This window comes from Capnocytophaga felis, assembly GCF_009684755.1.
In the GTDB taxonomy this organism is placed as follows: domain Bacteria; phylum Bacteroidota; class Bacteroidia; order Flavobacteriales; family Flavobacteriaceae; genus Capnocytophaga; species Capnocytophaga felis.
On sequence record NZ_BLBC01000007.1, the window covers coordinates 1 to 15,458 of the forward strand.

A 15,458-nucleotide genomic window follows, 5' to 3' on the forward strand; every position below is an offset into this window, starting at 1 on the left:
AACTCGGGGAATTTATGAAAACGGTGAAAGAATTAAATTAGAAAAATGAGAATCTGATGTATGATATTTTTTGTATCTTTGTGGAGATAATTTATATATTTAATAATTAAACCAACCGTTTATGAAGAAATACTTTTTTTACGGACTTTGTTTTTTTACTTTTTTTATAGGAAAAGCTCAAGAGATTAGTCCAGATCTTATTTTTGAAAATCCTTCTGTACAGGAAGATAATCGCTTACCAATGCGTTCAACTTATTTTGCATTTGAAAATAATCAAGTAGGTCAAAAAGAAAAATCAAATCGTTTTATGGATTTGAATGGTACTTGGAAATTTTTCTTTAATGAGGATGTTCGTAATATTCCTGAAAATTTTGAAGCTATAAATTTTGATGATTCTAAATGGGATAATTTTAAAGTACCCGCCAATTGGGAGTTCAATGGTTACGGAACGCCTATTTATGTTAATCATCCGTTTGAGTTTGCGGTGAAAAATCCAAATCCTCCTATTATTCCCAGAGATAAAACCCAACCGGTAGGTATTTACCGTCGTACGTTTGATTTGCCAGCCAATTGGGAAAATCAGGAAATATTTCTGCATTTGGGAGCTGTAAAATCGGCTTTTCGTTTGTATGTAAACGGAAAATATGTAGGGTTAGGGAAGGATAGTAAGTTGGAATCGGAGTTTAATCTCACAAATTTTGTTCAAAAAGGGAAAAATACGATTGCCATTGAGGTGCGTCGTTGGAACGACGGGAGTTATCTTGAAGCACAGGATTATTGGCGTATAAGTGGTATTCAACGCAATGTGTATCTGTATGCTCGTCCAAAGGTACATTTGTATGATATTTTTGTGAAATCGGGATTGACTAATAACTACACAGACGGAACACTTGAAGTAACACTCGAAGTTTTTAATCAAACGCCTCAAGACAAAGGAGATACTAAAATCAAGATGACTTTAATCGATTCCGAAGGAAATGTTGTATATAACCAAACGCAGAAAGCAATTGGATTAAGACGCCTTAACGGGAAAACTGTAATGCGATTTGAAGGGAAAATTCCGAATGTAAAACCTTGGTCGGCAGAGATTCCTAATCTGTATAAACTTTCAACAGAAGTTATAGCTTCAAACGGAGAACTTTTGGAAGTAGTTCATCAAAATGTAGGTTTTCGAACTTTGGAAATCAAAAATGCTCAATTTTTGGTAAATGGTAAAGCAGTTCATTTTAAGGGAGTTAATCGTCACGAATCACATCCCGAAACACATCACGTGATGACCAAAGAGCAAATGGAAAATGATATCCGCATAATGAAGGAACTGAATATGAATGCTGTAAGGTTATCGCATTATCCGAATGACCCATATTTTTACGAGTTGTGCGACAAATACGGCTTTTATGTTATTGATGAAGCCAATATTGAATCACACGGAATGTACTATGACCCTGAAAGAACTTTGGGGAACGACCCGGCTTGGGAGTATGCTCATCGCATTCGTATTGAGCGAATGGTACAACGTGATAAGAATCATCCTTCTGTAATTGCTTGGAGCTTAGGTAATGAGGCAGGAAACGGCTGGAATTTCTATAAGGCATACTTATGGCTCAAAGGTTTTGACACTACCCGTCCTGTGCAATACGAACGCTCTACAACCGAATGGAATACGGATATGATAGTTCCGCAGTATCCTGACCCAGATTATATGGTAAAATACGCCACCGGCAATCCGCAGCGTCCGTATATAATGAGTGAATACGCTCACGCAATGGGTAACAGTATGGGAAATTTCAAGGAATATTGGGAACTGATTGAAGATGAACGTTATCCATCATTGCAAGGAGGTTACATTTGGGATTGGGTTGACCAAGGAATTTACAAAACCGTGAATGGGAAACGTATTTTTGGTTATGGAGGTGATTGGGGAGATAAGAACACACCCAGCGACAATAATTTCTTAATCAATGGGGTTATCCGAGCGGACAGAACTTGGAATCCGCACGCTTATGAGGTTCGTAAAGTACATCAGGAAGTGAAATTTACACTAAACGAAGCCAAAAACGAACTCAACATCTTCAATAAATATTTCTTCAGAGACTTGTCAAATTATGTTTTTACCGCTCAATTACTCAAAAACGGAACTTCCGTAGAGACTTTAAACCTCGGAACATTCAGCGTTCCTCCACGACAATCGGTTAATGTGCCTATCCATTTCAAAATGAAGACAGATTACAAAAATGAATACCGATTATTAGTACAAGCACACATTATCAATGAGGAAGGACGTATGAAAGCAGGAACTTTTCTTGCAGAAGAAGAATTTTCACTGACAGAGCCTATTGAAAGCAAATTCGTTTCACAGTCTTCGGCGATTGAATTGACAGAATCGGCAAATAGTTTTACTTTGAAGAATAAAACGTTTTCAATTTCGTTCGACAAAACAACGGGACGCTTCTTTGATTATTCGGTTAACAAAACACAACTGATAGAGAAAGGTCCGGAGTTTTCATTATTCCGTCCGTTGAACGATAATGATTTTGGAGCGGGACTTAACCAAAGTGCTGACTATTTGAAGAATCCGAAATTGAAATTAGTTTCGTTAATTCCTCTGAAAAATATCGACAATAGTTACCAAATCACGGCAAAATACACACTTTTAAACGGAGATGCTTCTCTGGTGCAAATCTATACGATAAATTCCGGCGGAGAAATACGCGTAGAAAATCAGTTTAAGGCAGAAAAAGGCAAACATCCGCTTTTGTTACGTATCGGGAATGATTTGGAGTTGCCTAAATCGTTTGAAAATTTCACGTGGTACGGGCGTGGTCCTTGGGAAAGTTATGCCGACCGTAAGTACAGTGCGTCGGTGGGCTTGTATAAAGGCTCTGTAAAGGAACAATATCATCCGTATGTGCGTCCGCAAGAGTCCGGAAATAAAACCGATGTGCGTTGGGCGAGTGTAACTAACAAAAAAGGGAAAGGCTTCCGTATTGATTATCAAGGTGAATTGCTGAACGTCTCGGCATTGCCTTACCGATGGGAACAATTGTACCCTTCTTCCCAAAAAGGACAGGAACATTCCGAACTTTTGGAGGAAGACAAATCCAATCACTTGCGTATCGACCATAAGCAAATGGGAGTAGGCGGAATCGATAGTTGGCACGCCCTTCCGTTACACAAATATCGGCTTCCGTTTAAGGATTATTCGTACAGTTATGTGATACGACCTTTATAACACGTAAAAATGATAAATAGAAAAGACTGATTTTATATAATCGGTCTTTTTTTTGTAAATATTGGAAACCCCGAATCTTCAAGATGCTTGTTTTCTCCTTTCGGGAACACCCCGAATCCTCAAACCGCTTGTTTTCTTCTTTCGGGAACATCCCGATATGATAAAACACTCGTTTTCTATCTTTAGTGATTTGCTCAAAGCCTCAAACCATTCGTTTTTTATCTTTACCTAATTGATTGAAGTGTCAAAACACTTGTTTTCTACTTTCGCCTACTTGGTTGAAGCGTCAAAACACTTGTTTTCTGCTTTCGCCTACTTGGTTGAAGTGTCAAAACACTTGTTTTATACTTTCGCCTATTTGGTTGAAGTGTCAAAACGCTTGTTTTCTGTTTTCGCCTGTTTGGTTGAAGCGTCAAAACACTTGTTTTCTACTTTCGCCTATTTGGTTGAAGCCTCAAATCGTTTGTTTTCTGTTTTCGCCTGTTTGTAGCTAACTCACTTTAAATTGTCGGATTTTAGAATCCTCCTTTGAAGGAGGTGTCCGAAGGACGGAGGATGTTTTCTTAAGATTTACATCCCCCCTTCCCCCCTTCAAAGGGGGAATTAGTACAACAAACTATCTTGGATTAGATATACTAAGGAATTAGAAATCTGTAAGATATGGAAAATTGAGTAAATGAATGGTATTAACTTCTATTACGTTCTTCTGCATTTCCTCCCTCTCTTTTTTGTACCGAAATTTTGCTGTTTCCGAATTTATAGGTAAGAGAAAGACGTAGGTAACGCGTGTCGTAGTATTGACGATAGCTTTCTGTAATGCCTTGTTTTTCAATATGAGCAGTAAAAGTCATTATATCGGTTTTTAAAATATCATTTATGTTGAGGGCAAGGGTTAATTTCTTATCAAAGGTCAAATACTTAATGCCAAAATCCAAACTTGAAGACTCCGAAAGCTTCCTTGTATTGTCGTCCCACGGAAATTGATATTCGTACGATACGCTCGCTTGTAAAGTCTTGTTTTCATTCAGCATAAAAGTATTATGCAAATTTTGATAGCCTCTCCAACTTGTCATTTTATCGGGGAATACAGCAACATAAGGTCTTGCATCTTCATAAGTTACTACCATTGATGCAGAAACTTCCCACCACCAAAACAAATTTTTGTTAATATTCATTGATGCACTCCATTGATTGCTATTGGCAAAGTTTTCCCATTGGATTTGAGTTTCTTCCAAAGCAGGATTGTGATACGTAATTTGAGTTCGACTATCTTCTGTATCAGAGTATGATAACCGAAGCGTTAACCAGTTTTTGAAAGAATAGTTAAGCGTTGCCCCAAGTGAGTATGAAGGTAGTAAGAACGGATTTCCTACTACATACGATTTCGGATTTATATATTGCCTTCCCGGATTAAGTGAAAAAAACTGCGGACGAAAAATACGGCGGTTCACGCTTGCCGAAATACTGTGATTCTCATTGATTTTGTATTGCACGTACAGTGTTGGGAAGAATTTAAAGAAATTGCGTTGATGCGTTTCATTGTTTGCTAAAACGGAAACCCCTTTGGTCTGTGTATTTTCGCCTCGAACGCCTGCTTTTACGCTCCATTTCTTTCCGAAAGATTTTGCCCAATCGGCGTACAGAGCTTGGGTGTCTTCCGTATAAATAAAATGGTCGTTGTGAGTGAGAGTTCGTATTTGATTTTCATCACGAAAGTCGGATTGAGAGATATTATCGGTCTGTGTTCGTGAGAGTTTTGCTCCGAAAGAAAGATTTCCCCACGAAACAGGTATTTCTACATCGGTTTTAAAAGAATAATTATCGATTTGCTGCATAGAAAGAGCATTCCCAAGTAATTTTGGTTGCGTATTCAGTAAATAATTATGGAAAATTGTATTCAAATCTCCGTTTCTGTCTCTTTTATAATGGAAATAATCGGTATCGATGGTAAGTTTAGCTCCTTTCTCTCCGATTTTCTGCAAGAAATTCACATTTACAGACAAATTTTGTATTTTTTGAGGTGTGATTTGATGCGTGATGTATTCTTTTATCAGTTTTGGGTTGTTGTACAGATACGCACGATTTGCAGTAAAATGGTCGCTTGTATTTTCGAAAAAAGTTCCTATAAATTGAACACCGAAAGCACTTTTGTTAGTTATGTCATAGTTTAAATTCAGAAGGGGCGACCAAGTTTTTGCTTTATCTTTGGTTTCCAACCGATTTACCCAGTATTCTTGCGGGTACCAAAAGTGAATATCATTCTCGTAGTGTCCTTTGCCGTCCGTATATCCCAAATCAGCCAAAGCGGACAGCTTATTTTTTCGGTAGGAAAAGTTTACGCCACTGCGTGATTTCCCTTCGATTCCTTGTTGGTAAGAAGTCCGAAGTGTGGTGCTCCAATTATCTTCTTTGGCTTTTTTCAGTACGATATTGATGAGCCCCGCGTTGCCTTCGGCATCGTATTTGGAAGGCGGTGTGGTGATAACTTCAATCTTTTGGATATTGTCGGACGCTATGGATTTAAGGAAGTTAGTCAGTTCTTCCCCTGAAAGTTGCATTATTTTATCATTGACCATTACGCGTACGCCATTTTTCCCAACGATGGAAATGTCTTCGTTGTGAACTTGTACTCCCGGCGTGGATTTTAACGCTTCGAGGGCATCTCCGCCACTTGCCTGCACGGAGTTTTCCACATTGAAGACGAGTCTGTCCACTTTTTGCTCCACGAGTTTTTTCCGACCTTCAACAGTTGTGCCTTCCATCTGAATAGCTTCATCAATTTTTATAACGCCCAAATCGGTATTTTCGGAAATTGATACATTTTTACTTAAAAGTTCCGTTCCGAATTGCTCCAAAATGAGCGTGTAGTTGCCTTTTAGGATTTTTACAGAAAATTTTCCCGAAGCATCGGTAAGTGTTCCCTGTACAACTTTGTCGTCTTTTTTCAAGATGACATTCAGAAATTCAGCAGGTTTTTGTTGTTGATTTTTCACTTCTCCCGAAAGGGTGACTTCTTGGGCAGAAAGATTTATTGCCCATAGTAAAAATAAAAAAGAAAATATATGTTTCATAGCAGTTGTGCTTTTGGTTTCTACCTTAAAGACGCATAAAGATGGAAAATGTTACAAAAAATGAGGAATTTTACTAAAAAAAAAATGTACATTTGCCCAATAACACATTCAAACTTCGTGAAAGAGTTGTTCTTACATATCAAAAAAGCAAAATTCCTCTTATGGGGAATATTGATTTTGTTTTCGCTTACACCTTGTTCAGCGAAAGGATTTCTTTTTGATAGTGTTGAAGTTTCGTTTTTTAAGCCATTTCACAAAAATAGAACAACTGTTTTTTCGTTTCAATGCCAAAACTCTGTAGTTGAGAAGCAAAATACTCAAACAGAATACATTTTAAATATATTTGACAATCAGGAGGATAATTTGTTTTCTTCTGCTGAAATATATACTTCTGAAACGAAAATAAAAAAGGAGTATTTTTATCAAAATTCTATAAATGCTCCTCCTAAGTACATTCTTTTTAGGTGTTTAAGAATTCATTTAAGCTAACTTTTATGAGATGATGTAAAAGTATGATACCTTAAAAAAAGAAGTGTTTTTGTCAGGCTGAGCGTAGTCGAAGCCCTGCAATGATGAGGTGAAGTTGAAGCTCTGTAATTATGAGGCTTCGACTACGCTCAGCCTGACAATCAGAACTGCATCATACTTTTTATAACACGACCGTTTTTTGTAATAAAGTTTTAATATTAAAAAGAGTTTAAATGAAAAATAATACATTTCAAGAACAATTTTCGTCTTGGTCGGGATTGTTCGCTTTGTCGTTACGTTTGGTTATTGGTTGGACGTATTTCTCTGCCTTTTGGCGACGTGTAGTTTTAGAGGATAAACTTTCTTCGGAAGTAGCCGGTTATGTAGGCGAGAAGTTTAATCATTTTTTGCCTAATGCATTGGGAATAAAACCTTTGATTGAATATTTGGTTTCCAATCCTGAAAAGTTAGAATTTGCAATGATTTCCTTCACCATAGTAGAAGCTATTGTGGGGTTATTCATTATGTTAGGATTGTTCACACGTTTGATGAGCATTGGTGTATTTTCCTTAGCAATGGGAATTTTGTTGGGTTCGGGCTGGTTAGGAACTACTTGCTTAGATGAATGGCAGATAGGTGTTTTGGGCTTAGCCGGAGGTTTTACCATTTTCTTAACCGGTGGAGGATTCTATTCACTTGATGATTTCTTTATGCAAAAAAAATATGCTTTTACCTCCAAAAGATGGTTTAACTATTTGGGTTCAGGAGTTTTGGCAATCAGACAATTGAAGCCTTTAGTGTTGGTATTTTCACTGTTTATTTTCGCAATTACATTATTTACAAATCAGTATTTCCACGGAGGTGTATTCGGAAAGTTGCATAACAAATCGGTAAAGCCTAAAGTAGAAATTTCAAATGTGGTTTTGGCTGATAATGAACTCACTTTTGAGGTTTTTCGAGTAGAAGGAGCAGACGTTTATGGTTCTTTTTTGATTGAAATACAAGTTCTTGACGATGGAGGGCAAGTGATTAAAAATTGGGATATGAATTATCTGTCAAAATTCCCAAAAGATAAGATTAATAATCATTATGTTGCAAAAGTGAAACCAGGGAAACATAGTTTGATATTGCCTTTGGGAGCAAAAGCAGATTTGTCAGTTTCGTTAGGTGAGTTGTCTAAATCAGAGGTTAAAACGCTGAAACTTATTGATATTAGCGGAGCTGAATGGACTGCCGAAATACATTGATAGCAATGAAATTAACCGCAAGTATGAAGCTTGTTTGCTGTTATTAGGAAGATTAGTTAACTTTGCCTTATGCAAAGATTAAATTTTAAAGAATATTCCTTCCGATTAAAAAAAATAGATGGTAAAATATTTATTTTTGATGAAATTCGGAGGAAGTTTGTGATGTTACAGCCTGAAGAATGGGTTCGCCAGCACGTGATTCGTTTTCTGATAGAGGAAAAAAAGATGCCAAAATCACTGATAAACGTGGAAAAAGAAATAACTATCAATGGGTTAGCAAAACGCTACGATATAGTGGTTTTTTCAAAAAGTGGCGGTATTCTTTTGGTGGTGGAATGTAAAGCACCGGCAGTACAAATTTCACAATCGGTTTTTGACCAAATTGCACGTTACAATTTAATGTTGAAATCCGAACTTTTAATGATAACCAATGGCTTAAATCATTATTTCTGTCAGGTAGATTATGAAAAAGGTAAGTATCTTTTTCTGAAAGAATTGCCGGAATATGATTTCTTCAGCCAAAACAAAAGAGGATAGAAATCTCTATCCTCTTTTTTATATTTCAAAAAAGTTATCCTATAATCATTCCTGCAATAGTAGCAGAAAGAAGCGAAGCTAACGAGCCACCCAAAACAGCTTTTAACCCAAATTCGGAAAGCGTTTTTCGTTGGCTTGGAGCCAAAGAGCCAATTCCTCCGATTTGTATTCCGATAGAAGCAAAATTTGCAAATCCGCAAAGCATATAGGTCGCAATGATTACCGATTTGTCATATAATAAATGCGTAACACTGGTAACGTTTTTTAAATCAGCTAATTGTGTATAAGCTACAAATTCGGAAGAAGCCAATTTCACTCCTAAAAGTTGTCCCATTAACATCATATCTTCCTTAGGTACGCCAATGAGCCACATCAATGGAGAGAAAATAAATCCTAAAATCATTTCCAATGACAGGCTTTTGTATGGAGTATTTTCTGCAATAAATCCATTTAAAGAAGTAATATCTCCAATCCAAGAAAAGAAATAATTAATCATCGCGATGAAAGCCACAAAAACCAGTAACATAGCTCCTACATTAGCTGCTAATTTTAGTCCTTCGGTAGTTCCGTTGGCAATGGCATCCAATACGTTGGAACCTACGTTTTCAACAGATACTTTTGAGTCGTTTGAAAAAGTTTCGGTTTGCGGATATAATATTTTTGAAACTACGATGGCTCCCGGGGCTGCCATTACGGAAGCTGCCAGCAAGTGTTTGGCAAACATTAATCGTAAAGCGGGGTCATTGCCTCCCAAAAAACCAATATAAGCAGCTAAAACACCGCCGGCTACAGTAGCCATCCCGCCAATCATAACAAGTAAAATTTCAGAACGAGTCATTTTTGCAAGATAAGCTTTAATCATCAGCGGAGCTTCAGTTTGTCCTAAAAATATATTTCCTGCCACAGACAGGCTTTCCGCTCCCGAGATTCCGAGAAATTTTGATAAAAACCAAGCTAAGCCTCTTACAATAATCTGAATTACACCTAAATAGAAAAGGAGTGAAGTTAAAGCAGAGAAGAAAATAATTGTAGGTAAAATCTGGAATACGAAAATAAATCCGTATGTGTTACTGTCCATCAGTCCACCGAGCAAAAATTCACTTCCGGCTTTGGTAAAATCTAATATCAGAACGAAAATTCCTCCTACTTTTTCAAAAATATTTTGTATGAAACTCACTTTAAGAACGCCAAAGGCAAGCAAAATTTGCATTCCGAGTCCGATACCAACAGTTTTCCAATTGATTTTCTTTCGGTTACTACTGAAAATGTAAGCAATCAGCAAAAGAACAACCATTCCTAATACGCCTCTGTACAAATTTTCAAATCCAAATCCTTGACTTTGTATGAGTTTTGTAGTTGCTTCAGCCGAAGTTCCTAATTCTTGCTTCACTTCTTGAGCAAAAACAAACAATGGTAAGAAAAAAAATATGCTAAGAAATTTTAATGCTGTATTCATTTTTAGTCTGTAAGATAATGATTTATAGTGAACTTTCTCTTTTTACGATTTCATCTCTGATTTGAGCCGCTAACTCATAATCTTCGTTTTCTACACAATCATTAAGCATTCGTTTTAAATCTTGAAGTGAATGATGCTCAAAACGGCTTTTTTCTTTAGGAGTTTCCTGTTTTTCAGGATAATCCAATGTAGGGCTTATGGTGGTTTCTATCGTATCAATTTGCCCGGGAATCTGAATTCCGGCTTTTTGCAAAATATGTTTATGTGTGTAAATAGGAGCATTGAAACGCAAGGCGATAGCAATGGCATCACTTGTGCGAGCATCAATGGAATGCTCTACTCCATTTTGTTCACAAATCATATTGGAATGAAAAATTCCCTCTGTTAATCTGTAAATTATAACTTTGGTTACCTTTACATTAAAGGTTGTAGCAAAAATTTTGAAAAGGTCGTGTGTTAAAGGTCTTGGAGGAATCATATTTTTATCCATCTCAAGAGCAATGGCTTGAGCCTCGAAAGCACCAATGACAATCGGCAATTTCAAATCAGATGTCGGTTCGTGTAAAATCAACACAAAAGCCTCATTTTGAGATTGGCTGTAGGCAATTCTTTCTATGGAAAGTTCAACTAAGTCCATTATGATGAAATTCAGTGTAAATAATTCAGATGGTAAAAGTAATGTAAAAAAATAAGATTAAAAAGTTTTTGCTGAAAATTTACTTTTTTAAGGTTGAATATTAATTATAGTTGTGTTACATTTGCCAAAAGTATATCAGATATTTATGCTGATTTGTTTTGAATTAGTTAGAAAATTAAAAATTGTAATATTATGAAATGGGAAGGCAGAAGACAAAGTAAAAACGTGGAAGACCGAAGAGGAATGGGAGCAGGTAAAAAAATAATTGCCGGTGGAGGAGTGCTGGGAATTATCATCGTGTTGTTACAGCTCTTTGGCGGAGAAACAGGACAGAATATTGCTCCAATACTTGAGCAATTTAACAAGGGGCAGCAAGTGGAGCAAACCTCTCAAGTTGTGGAGCTTACAGAAGAGCAAAAAAAAATAGGCGAGTTTGCGGCAACTGTTTTGGCAGATACAGAGGACGTGTGGGATAGAATTTTTGCAGAAAATGGCTTGGGGACATACAAAAAACCAACTTTAGTGTTGTTTACGGATGTTGTAGAATCAGGCTGTGGAAGGGCAACGGCTTCCGTAGGTCCGTTTTATTGTCCTGCAGATTATAAGCTTTATATGGATATGGCTTTTTTTGAGGAACTCCGAACAAGATTTGGTGCAAAAGGGGGAGATTTTGCCATAGCCTATGTAATGGCTCACGAAGTTGGTCATCACATACAAACTCTTTTGGGGACTTCTCAAAAGTTGAGACAAGCACAACAAGGCAAGAGTAAAAAAGAAGCTAATAAACTATCAGTTGCTTTTGAATTGCAAGCTGATTTTTACGCAGGAGTTTGGGCTCATCACAACAAAAAATACTTGGAAGAAGGTGATATAGAGGAAGCTATGAGTGCTGCTCACGCAGTGGGTGATGATGCCATTCAGAAGCGTATGCAGGGACACGTGGTTCCCGATTCGTTCACACACGGAACTTCTGAACAACGTAAAAAGTGGTTTATGAAAGGATACACCACAGGGGACATCCGGCAAGGAAATACCTTTGCTGAAATTGAGTAAAAACAAAAAGATTCAAAAACTTAAAATTAGTTTTTGAATCTTTTTTCTTAGAATACAGGAGCAATTCCCAAACGAATCCCAAATTTTGGGTTTCGTACGCCGTTCACATCGTTAAAATCACTTCGCCAAACAAAGTCAAGACGTATAAAACGGAAATTCCCCAAACCTATATTTTCAATCCCAAATCCGTATTCCCAATACAACTTATTCGGAGCATTGAAAACTACATTTGAAATGGTAGCGTTTTTGTTTTTATCGGAAATAGTTCCGTAAGCAAAACGAGCAAAAATTAAACTTCGCAATCGAGCTTCTTTTATTCGAGGTATTCTGTTGAAAATCAGTCCTTCAAAATGATGTTCGAAATATCCATTAATGTAAGTGTCTGTTACAAAATCATAATAATCCAACAATACAAATGTGTTAGGAGCTGTTGAAAAAGATTGATTTGCAGGGGTAGGACTTAAAACGGTTAAAGGTACTGTTCCGAATATTTTTCCTGCCTCAATCGAAGTCAGAAGCAGTCCGTACCCGAAAACAGGAATGGGCTTTTGAACCAAAAATTGCAATTTATCATAATCGAATTGGCTATCAAAAACGCCTTTCACTCCTTTGGTATATTTAAATTGGTAAGTTGAAAATAGTTTTTTGCCGAAACGCTGTTCAACACCATAGCCATATACGTTTCTTTTGGGAGTGTATGAAAGAACCAATCCCGTGCTGAAATCGTTATAATGTTTAATTATTTCTTGATTTTCAGGATTTTTGTAGGTTATTGAAAAATGCTCTTCATTGGCGGGTTTGGTCTTTTGATGTGTTCCGAAGAATGAAATCTCGAAATTTTTATGTAGTCCGATGGTTACAGAGCTTTGCCATTTTTTATTGTTTGTCAGGTAGTAATTCTCTCCGCGAGCAATGATAAAATTGGTGGTTTTACCGAAATCCAAACGTGTGTCGTCGTGCATTACAAAGCTTCCCAACTGTAAGTTATCATTTTGGAAAGAAGCCCCGAACGTAATGCGTGGAGCGTGAGTCAATAAATATTTGGCACTGATTCCGTATTTAAGTTTATGGTCACGCAATCCGTAAGCTCCGTAGAAGTACGAGCGAAATCTGTCTTCCGTTGAAATATAGGTTTTGAATCCAGCTCTCAATCTTCCTCCTTCAACATCGTTTCTTGAAAAAATTTGCCCGAAATTTCCGAATTTCAGATATTTCCCAACAGAGATGTAGCCTGAGCCGATAATGTCAGTTAAGTCAGCAATGAGTTTTATACGACGATTGTTACCAACTTCTTGTATTAGCATTTTCGTTTTATTCAATCGGTCGGAAGTTGTGGCATTTTCGCTCCAATATGAATTTTCTTTAACGAATTGATTTTTAGAAACTTTTGGGGTTTGCTTTTCATAAAAAGATGCGGGTTTGGGATTGTCTATCATAACTTCTGAAAAGTATATTTCGTTATGTACATACAATCCTTTTTCGTCTTCTTTTTTTGTAATTAACGTAAAATCACCTTCTTGTATTTCTTTTACGGGATAATAAACCGAATCGTTTTCAATGGCAAAATGTTTCTCGAAGAACAAACTCCGTACCATATTTATATTTGTTTTTGGAGTCGTTTTCATTTCTATTGATTTTATAATGAATGTTTTACTATCAACGGTAAAAAAACCTTCTAATGCCAAATCTTCATCTGATTTTGGAAAGAAATGAATTTGATAGAACATTCTATTATTTTCTGAAATAGAGTCACTTAGTACATAATGATACGTTCCGTAGCCAAATTCGGAAAGAGGTCCCACAAAAGGTTTATTTAGAATGATATATGAATTGTCGTAAATTTCAAATTCATCAAAAGCACGGCTAATTCTTTCTAAACCAAATCCCTCCTGAACAATTCCTTGTGAACGCTCAGCCTCAATGTCCACGCGTTTTTTGCCAGCAAGATTGTTTTCATAAACCTTTTCGATAGTTTCTTTCAAGTACATAGGAATGGAGAAATGTTCCTTGTATTTTTTTTCAGAAAGAATTTTTCGTACGGTGTCATACTCTTCTCCCAAGGTGGTTTGCAGGAAGATTGTGTCTAAGTTGTTTAATCCCAGCTCAGTATAGTGGTGTCTTTTATATTCGTATGCCTTGGAATTGTGTAATCCTCGTTTTGATTTGTTTTTCCAAATTCCTTTCAAAATAGGGTATGCCGGATTTTCCTTTTTTGATAATGCTTTTTTAGGCTTTCCGACTACGGTTACTTCTGTAAGTGTTTCTCCTTCAACAAGTACTATGGTCAAATCCAGCAAGTTGGCTTTGCTTAATGATACTCTGTTGGTGGTGTACCCGATGAAAGAAACTTCAATCTCACGATGTTTTTTCTCAGAGTGTAATGAAAATTTTCCCTGCTCATCTGTTGAGGTTCCTATCGTTGTATTAGGAAAAATTACGTTGGCGTATGGGATAGGATTTCCATCCTCGTCAATTACTTTTCCGGAAATGTGGGTTTGGCAGTAGGTAATGAAAGGGATACAAAACAATAATGTTAAAATATATATTCTCATAAATAATAAATCTGTCTGAAAACGGGGCAAATATAAACCTTTTTCAGACAGATTTTAAAAATCAATATTTTTATTTTGTTTATTTAAAATATTTTGCTGTGATTTTTCTTAGTTCGGTTTCCTTTTCTTCCAAACGTTGTAGTAAAACGAATTGGTTACGAGCACGAATGAAATTTTCGTCTTCAAAATGCGTTTTGAAGTAAATATCGTTATTGAAATAATCTGTTAGAAAACGAACTCCGATGATGAAAATCATATACTTGGCTCCGTCCAAAATCATATCTTTTTCGGTGTCGGTCATTACGTTTTTCATTACGGAAAAGCCTTTACAGATTGCCTCAAAAAATGATGTGTTGAATATAATTTTGGAATCATCCAGCTCATTTTCGTTGGTTGGGCTTACGGATGTACGAACCATATCACCAAAATCATATAATAAAATTCCCTGCATTACAGTATCCAAATCAATCACTTTAAAATCATTAGGATTGTCCTTGTTAATCAGTACGTTATTGATTTTGGTGTCATTGTGTGTAACCCGAATAGGAATGCGTTTTTCATCAACAGCTTTTTTCACTTCATCAAAAATGACCTTGTGTGATTTTGCAAAATCATAAAGATGTTGTGCCTTTTTGATGCGTTCGGGCTTGGCTTGAGAGTAAGCTTCTTCCAACTGTTGAAAACGTTTTGGTCCGTTGTGAAAATCAGGAATTGTGTCTTGAAGTTTATCGGTATCTATCTTTTCAAAAGTTTTGATGAAAGTAGCATAAGCCGAGGCAGCTTTTTCTGCCTGCCAAGCTTCTTCTACAAATTCATAAGCGATATAATTTTTTGCAAAAGGAACAGTTCTCCAAACGGCATTTTCTGTTTCGACAGAGTACCCGCCTGTTTTTACAGGTAACATATTTAAAATGATATTGTTATTTGATACTGTTTCCCAAAGTAATTCTATGTTTTTTATAATAGCGTGCGGTTTTTTAAACACGTTGATGTTAATACCTTGAAGAACGTACTCGTCTTCTGTGGTTTTTACCAAAAATGTGTAGTTAATATGTCCGTTTCCAAAAGGTTCTACGGAAACAATTTCTCCTTTCAAATCAAACAAAGGAGCAATTTTTTCAGCTGTGGTTTTCATTATTTCTTAAAATTTAAATAAGATGAAAAAGAAGAATTTTAATTTTTTCAACTTTTTCATCTTAGTGGTT

General features: G+C 36.4%; 10 protein-coding genes. 5 read left to right on the forward strand and 5 right to left on the reverse strand.

Annotation, left to right across the window (positions count from 1 at the left end):
* The first annotated feature begins 121 nt into the window (after nucleotides 1–121).
* Together GN105_RS05810 and GN105_RS05815 are read left to right on the forward strand one after the other, a co-directional pair.
* Complete coding sequence (locus GN105_RS05810; protein ID WP_155284494.1) at nucleotides 122–3,232, forward strand: glycoside hydrolase family 2 TIM barrel-domain containing protein; 3,111 nt, start codon at nucleotides 122–124, stop codon at nucleotides 3,230–3,232.
* Nucleotides 3,233–3,473: 241 nt separating this feature from the next.
* The gene (locus GN105_RS05815) at nucleotides 3,474–3,722 is read left to right on the forward strand and encodes a hypothetical protein (protein ID WP_155284495.1); all 249 of its coding nucleotides are present in this window, start codon (nucleotides 3,474–3,476) and stop codon (nucleotides 3,720–3,722) included.
* 196 nt (nucleotides 3,723–3,918) lie between these two features.
* Here the strand turns inward: GN105_RS05815 and GN105_RS05820 are convergent, their stop codons facing one another.
* A complete protein-coding gene (locus GN105_RS05820; RefSeq protein WP_155284496.1) occupies nucleotides 3,919–6,303 on the reverse strand; it encodes a TonB-dependent receptor in 2,385 nt (794 codons plus the stop codon).
* Between the two features lie 701 nt (nucleotides 6,304–7,004).
* Between GN105_RS05820 and GN105_RS05825 the strand changes: the two genes are divergently transcribed.
* Together GN105_RS05825 and GN105_RS05830 are read left to right on the forward strand one after the other, a co-directional pair.
* Nucleotides 7,005–8,018, forward strand: coding sequence for a TQO small subunit DoxD (locus GN105_RS05825; protein WP_155284497.1), 1,014 nt, complete (start codon nucleotides 7,005–7,007; stop codon nucleotides 8,016–8,018).
* Between the two features lie 69 nt (nucleotides 8,019–8,087).
* A complete protein-coding gene (locus GN105_RS05830; protein ID WP_155284498.1) occupies nucleotides 8,088–8,555 on the forward strand; it encodes a type I restriction enzyme HsdR N-terminal domain-containing protein in 468 nt (155 codons plus the stop codon).
* A 34-nt stretch (nucleotides 8,556–8,589) separates the two neighbouring features.
* On the opposite strand, the gene GN105_RS05835 is transcribed toward GN105_RS05830, so the two are convergent.
* A complete protein-coding gene (locus GN105_RS05835; protein WP_173014972.1) occupies nucleotides 8,590–10,011 on the reverse strand; it encodes a NupC/NupG family nucleoside CNT transporter in 1,422 nt (473 codons plus the stop codon).
* A gap of 22 nt (nucleotides 10,012–10,033) precedes the next feature.
* Complete coding sequence (locus GN105_RS05840) at nucleotides 10,034–10,648, reverse strand: bifunctional nuclease family protein (protein ID WP_155284499.1); 615 nt, start codon at nucleotides 10,646–10,648, stop codon at nucleotides 10,034–10,036.
* Nucleotides 10,649–10,840: 192 nt separating this feature from the next.
* Here GN105_RS05840 and ypfJ point away from each other — a divergent pair, with 192 nt between their 5' ends.
* Nucleotides 10,841–11,701: a KPN_02809 family neutral zinc metallopeptidase gene (gene ypfJ / locus GN105_RS05845; RefSeq protein ID WP_155284500.1), complete on the forward strand. Its 861-nt coding sequence runs from the start codon at nucleotides 10,841–10,843 to the stop codon at nucleotides 11,699–11,701.
* A gap of 47 nt (nucleotides 11,702–11,748) precedes the next feature.
* Here the strand turns inward: ypfJ and GN105_RS05850 are convergent, their stop codons facing one another.
* Nucleotides 11,749–14,253: a DUF5686 and carboxypeptidase-like regulatory domain-containing protein gene (locus tag GN105_RS05850; RefSeq protein WP_155284501.1), complete on the reverse strand. Its 2,505-nt coding sequence runs from the start codon at nucleotides 14,251–14,253 to the stop codon at nucleotides 11,749–11,751.
* Between the two features lie 79 nt (nucleotides 14,254–14,332).
* Nucleotides 14,333–15,388, reverse strand: coding sequence for a phosphotransferase (locus GN105_RS05855; protein WP_155284502.1), 1,056 nt, complete (start codon nucleotides 15,386–15,388; stop codon nucleotides 14,333–14,335).
* Nucleotides 15,389–15,458 lie beyond the last annotated feature (70 nt).

Bases quoted from the DNA above. Each gene is read 5' to 3' on its own strand.
- GN105_RS05810 (WP_155284494.1), top strand. From the start codon at position 122: ATGAAGAAATACTTTTTTTACGGACTTTGTTTTTTTACTTTTTTTATA.
- GN105_RS05820 (WP_155284496.1), bottom strand. From the start codon at position 6,303: ATGAAACATATATTTTCTTTTTTATTTTTACTATGGGCAATAAATCTT.
- GN105_RS05825 (WP_155284497.1), top strand. From the start codon at position 7,005: ATGAAAAATAATACATTTCAAGAACAATTTTCGTCTTGGTCGGGATTG.
- GN105_RS05830 (WP_155284498.1), top strand. From the start codon at position 8,088: ATGCAAAGATTAAATTTTAAAGAATATTCCTTCCGATTAAAAAAAATA.
- GN105_RS05835 (WP_173014972.1), bottom strand. From the start codon at position 10,011: ATGAATACAGCATTAAAATTTCTTAGCATATTTTTTTTCTTACCATTG.
- GN105_RS05840 (WP_155284499.1), bottom strand. From the start codon at position 10,648: ATGGACTTAGTTGAACTTTCCATAGAAAGAATTGCCTACAGCCAATCT.
- ypfJ (WP_155284500.1), top strand. From the start codon at position 10,841: ATGAAATGGGAAGGCAGAAGACAAAGTAAAAACGTGGAAGACCGAAGA.
- GN105_RS05850 (WP_155284501.1), bottom strand. From the start codon at position 14,253: ATGAGAATATATATTTTAACATTATTGTTTTGTATCCCTTTCATTACC.
- GN105_RS05855 (WP_155284502.1), bottom strand. From the start codon at position 15,388: ATGAAAACCACAGCTGAAAAAATTGCTCCTTTGTTTGATTTGAAAGGA.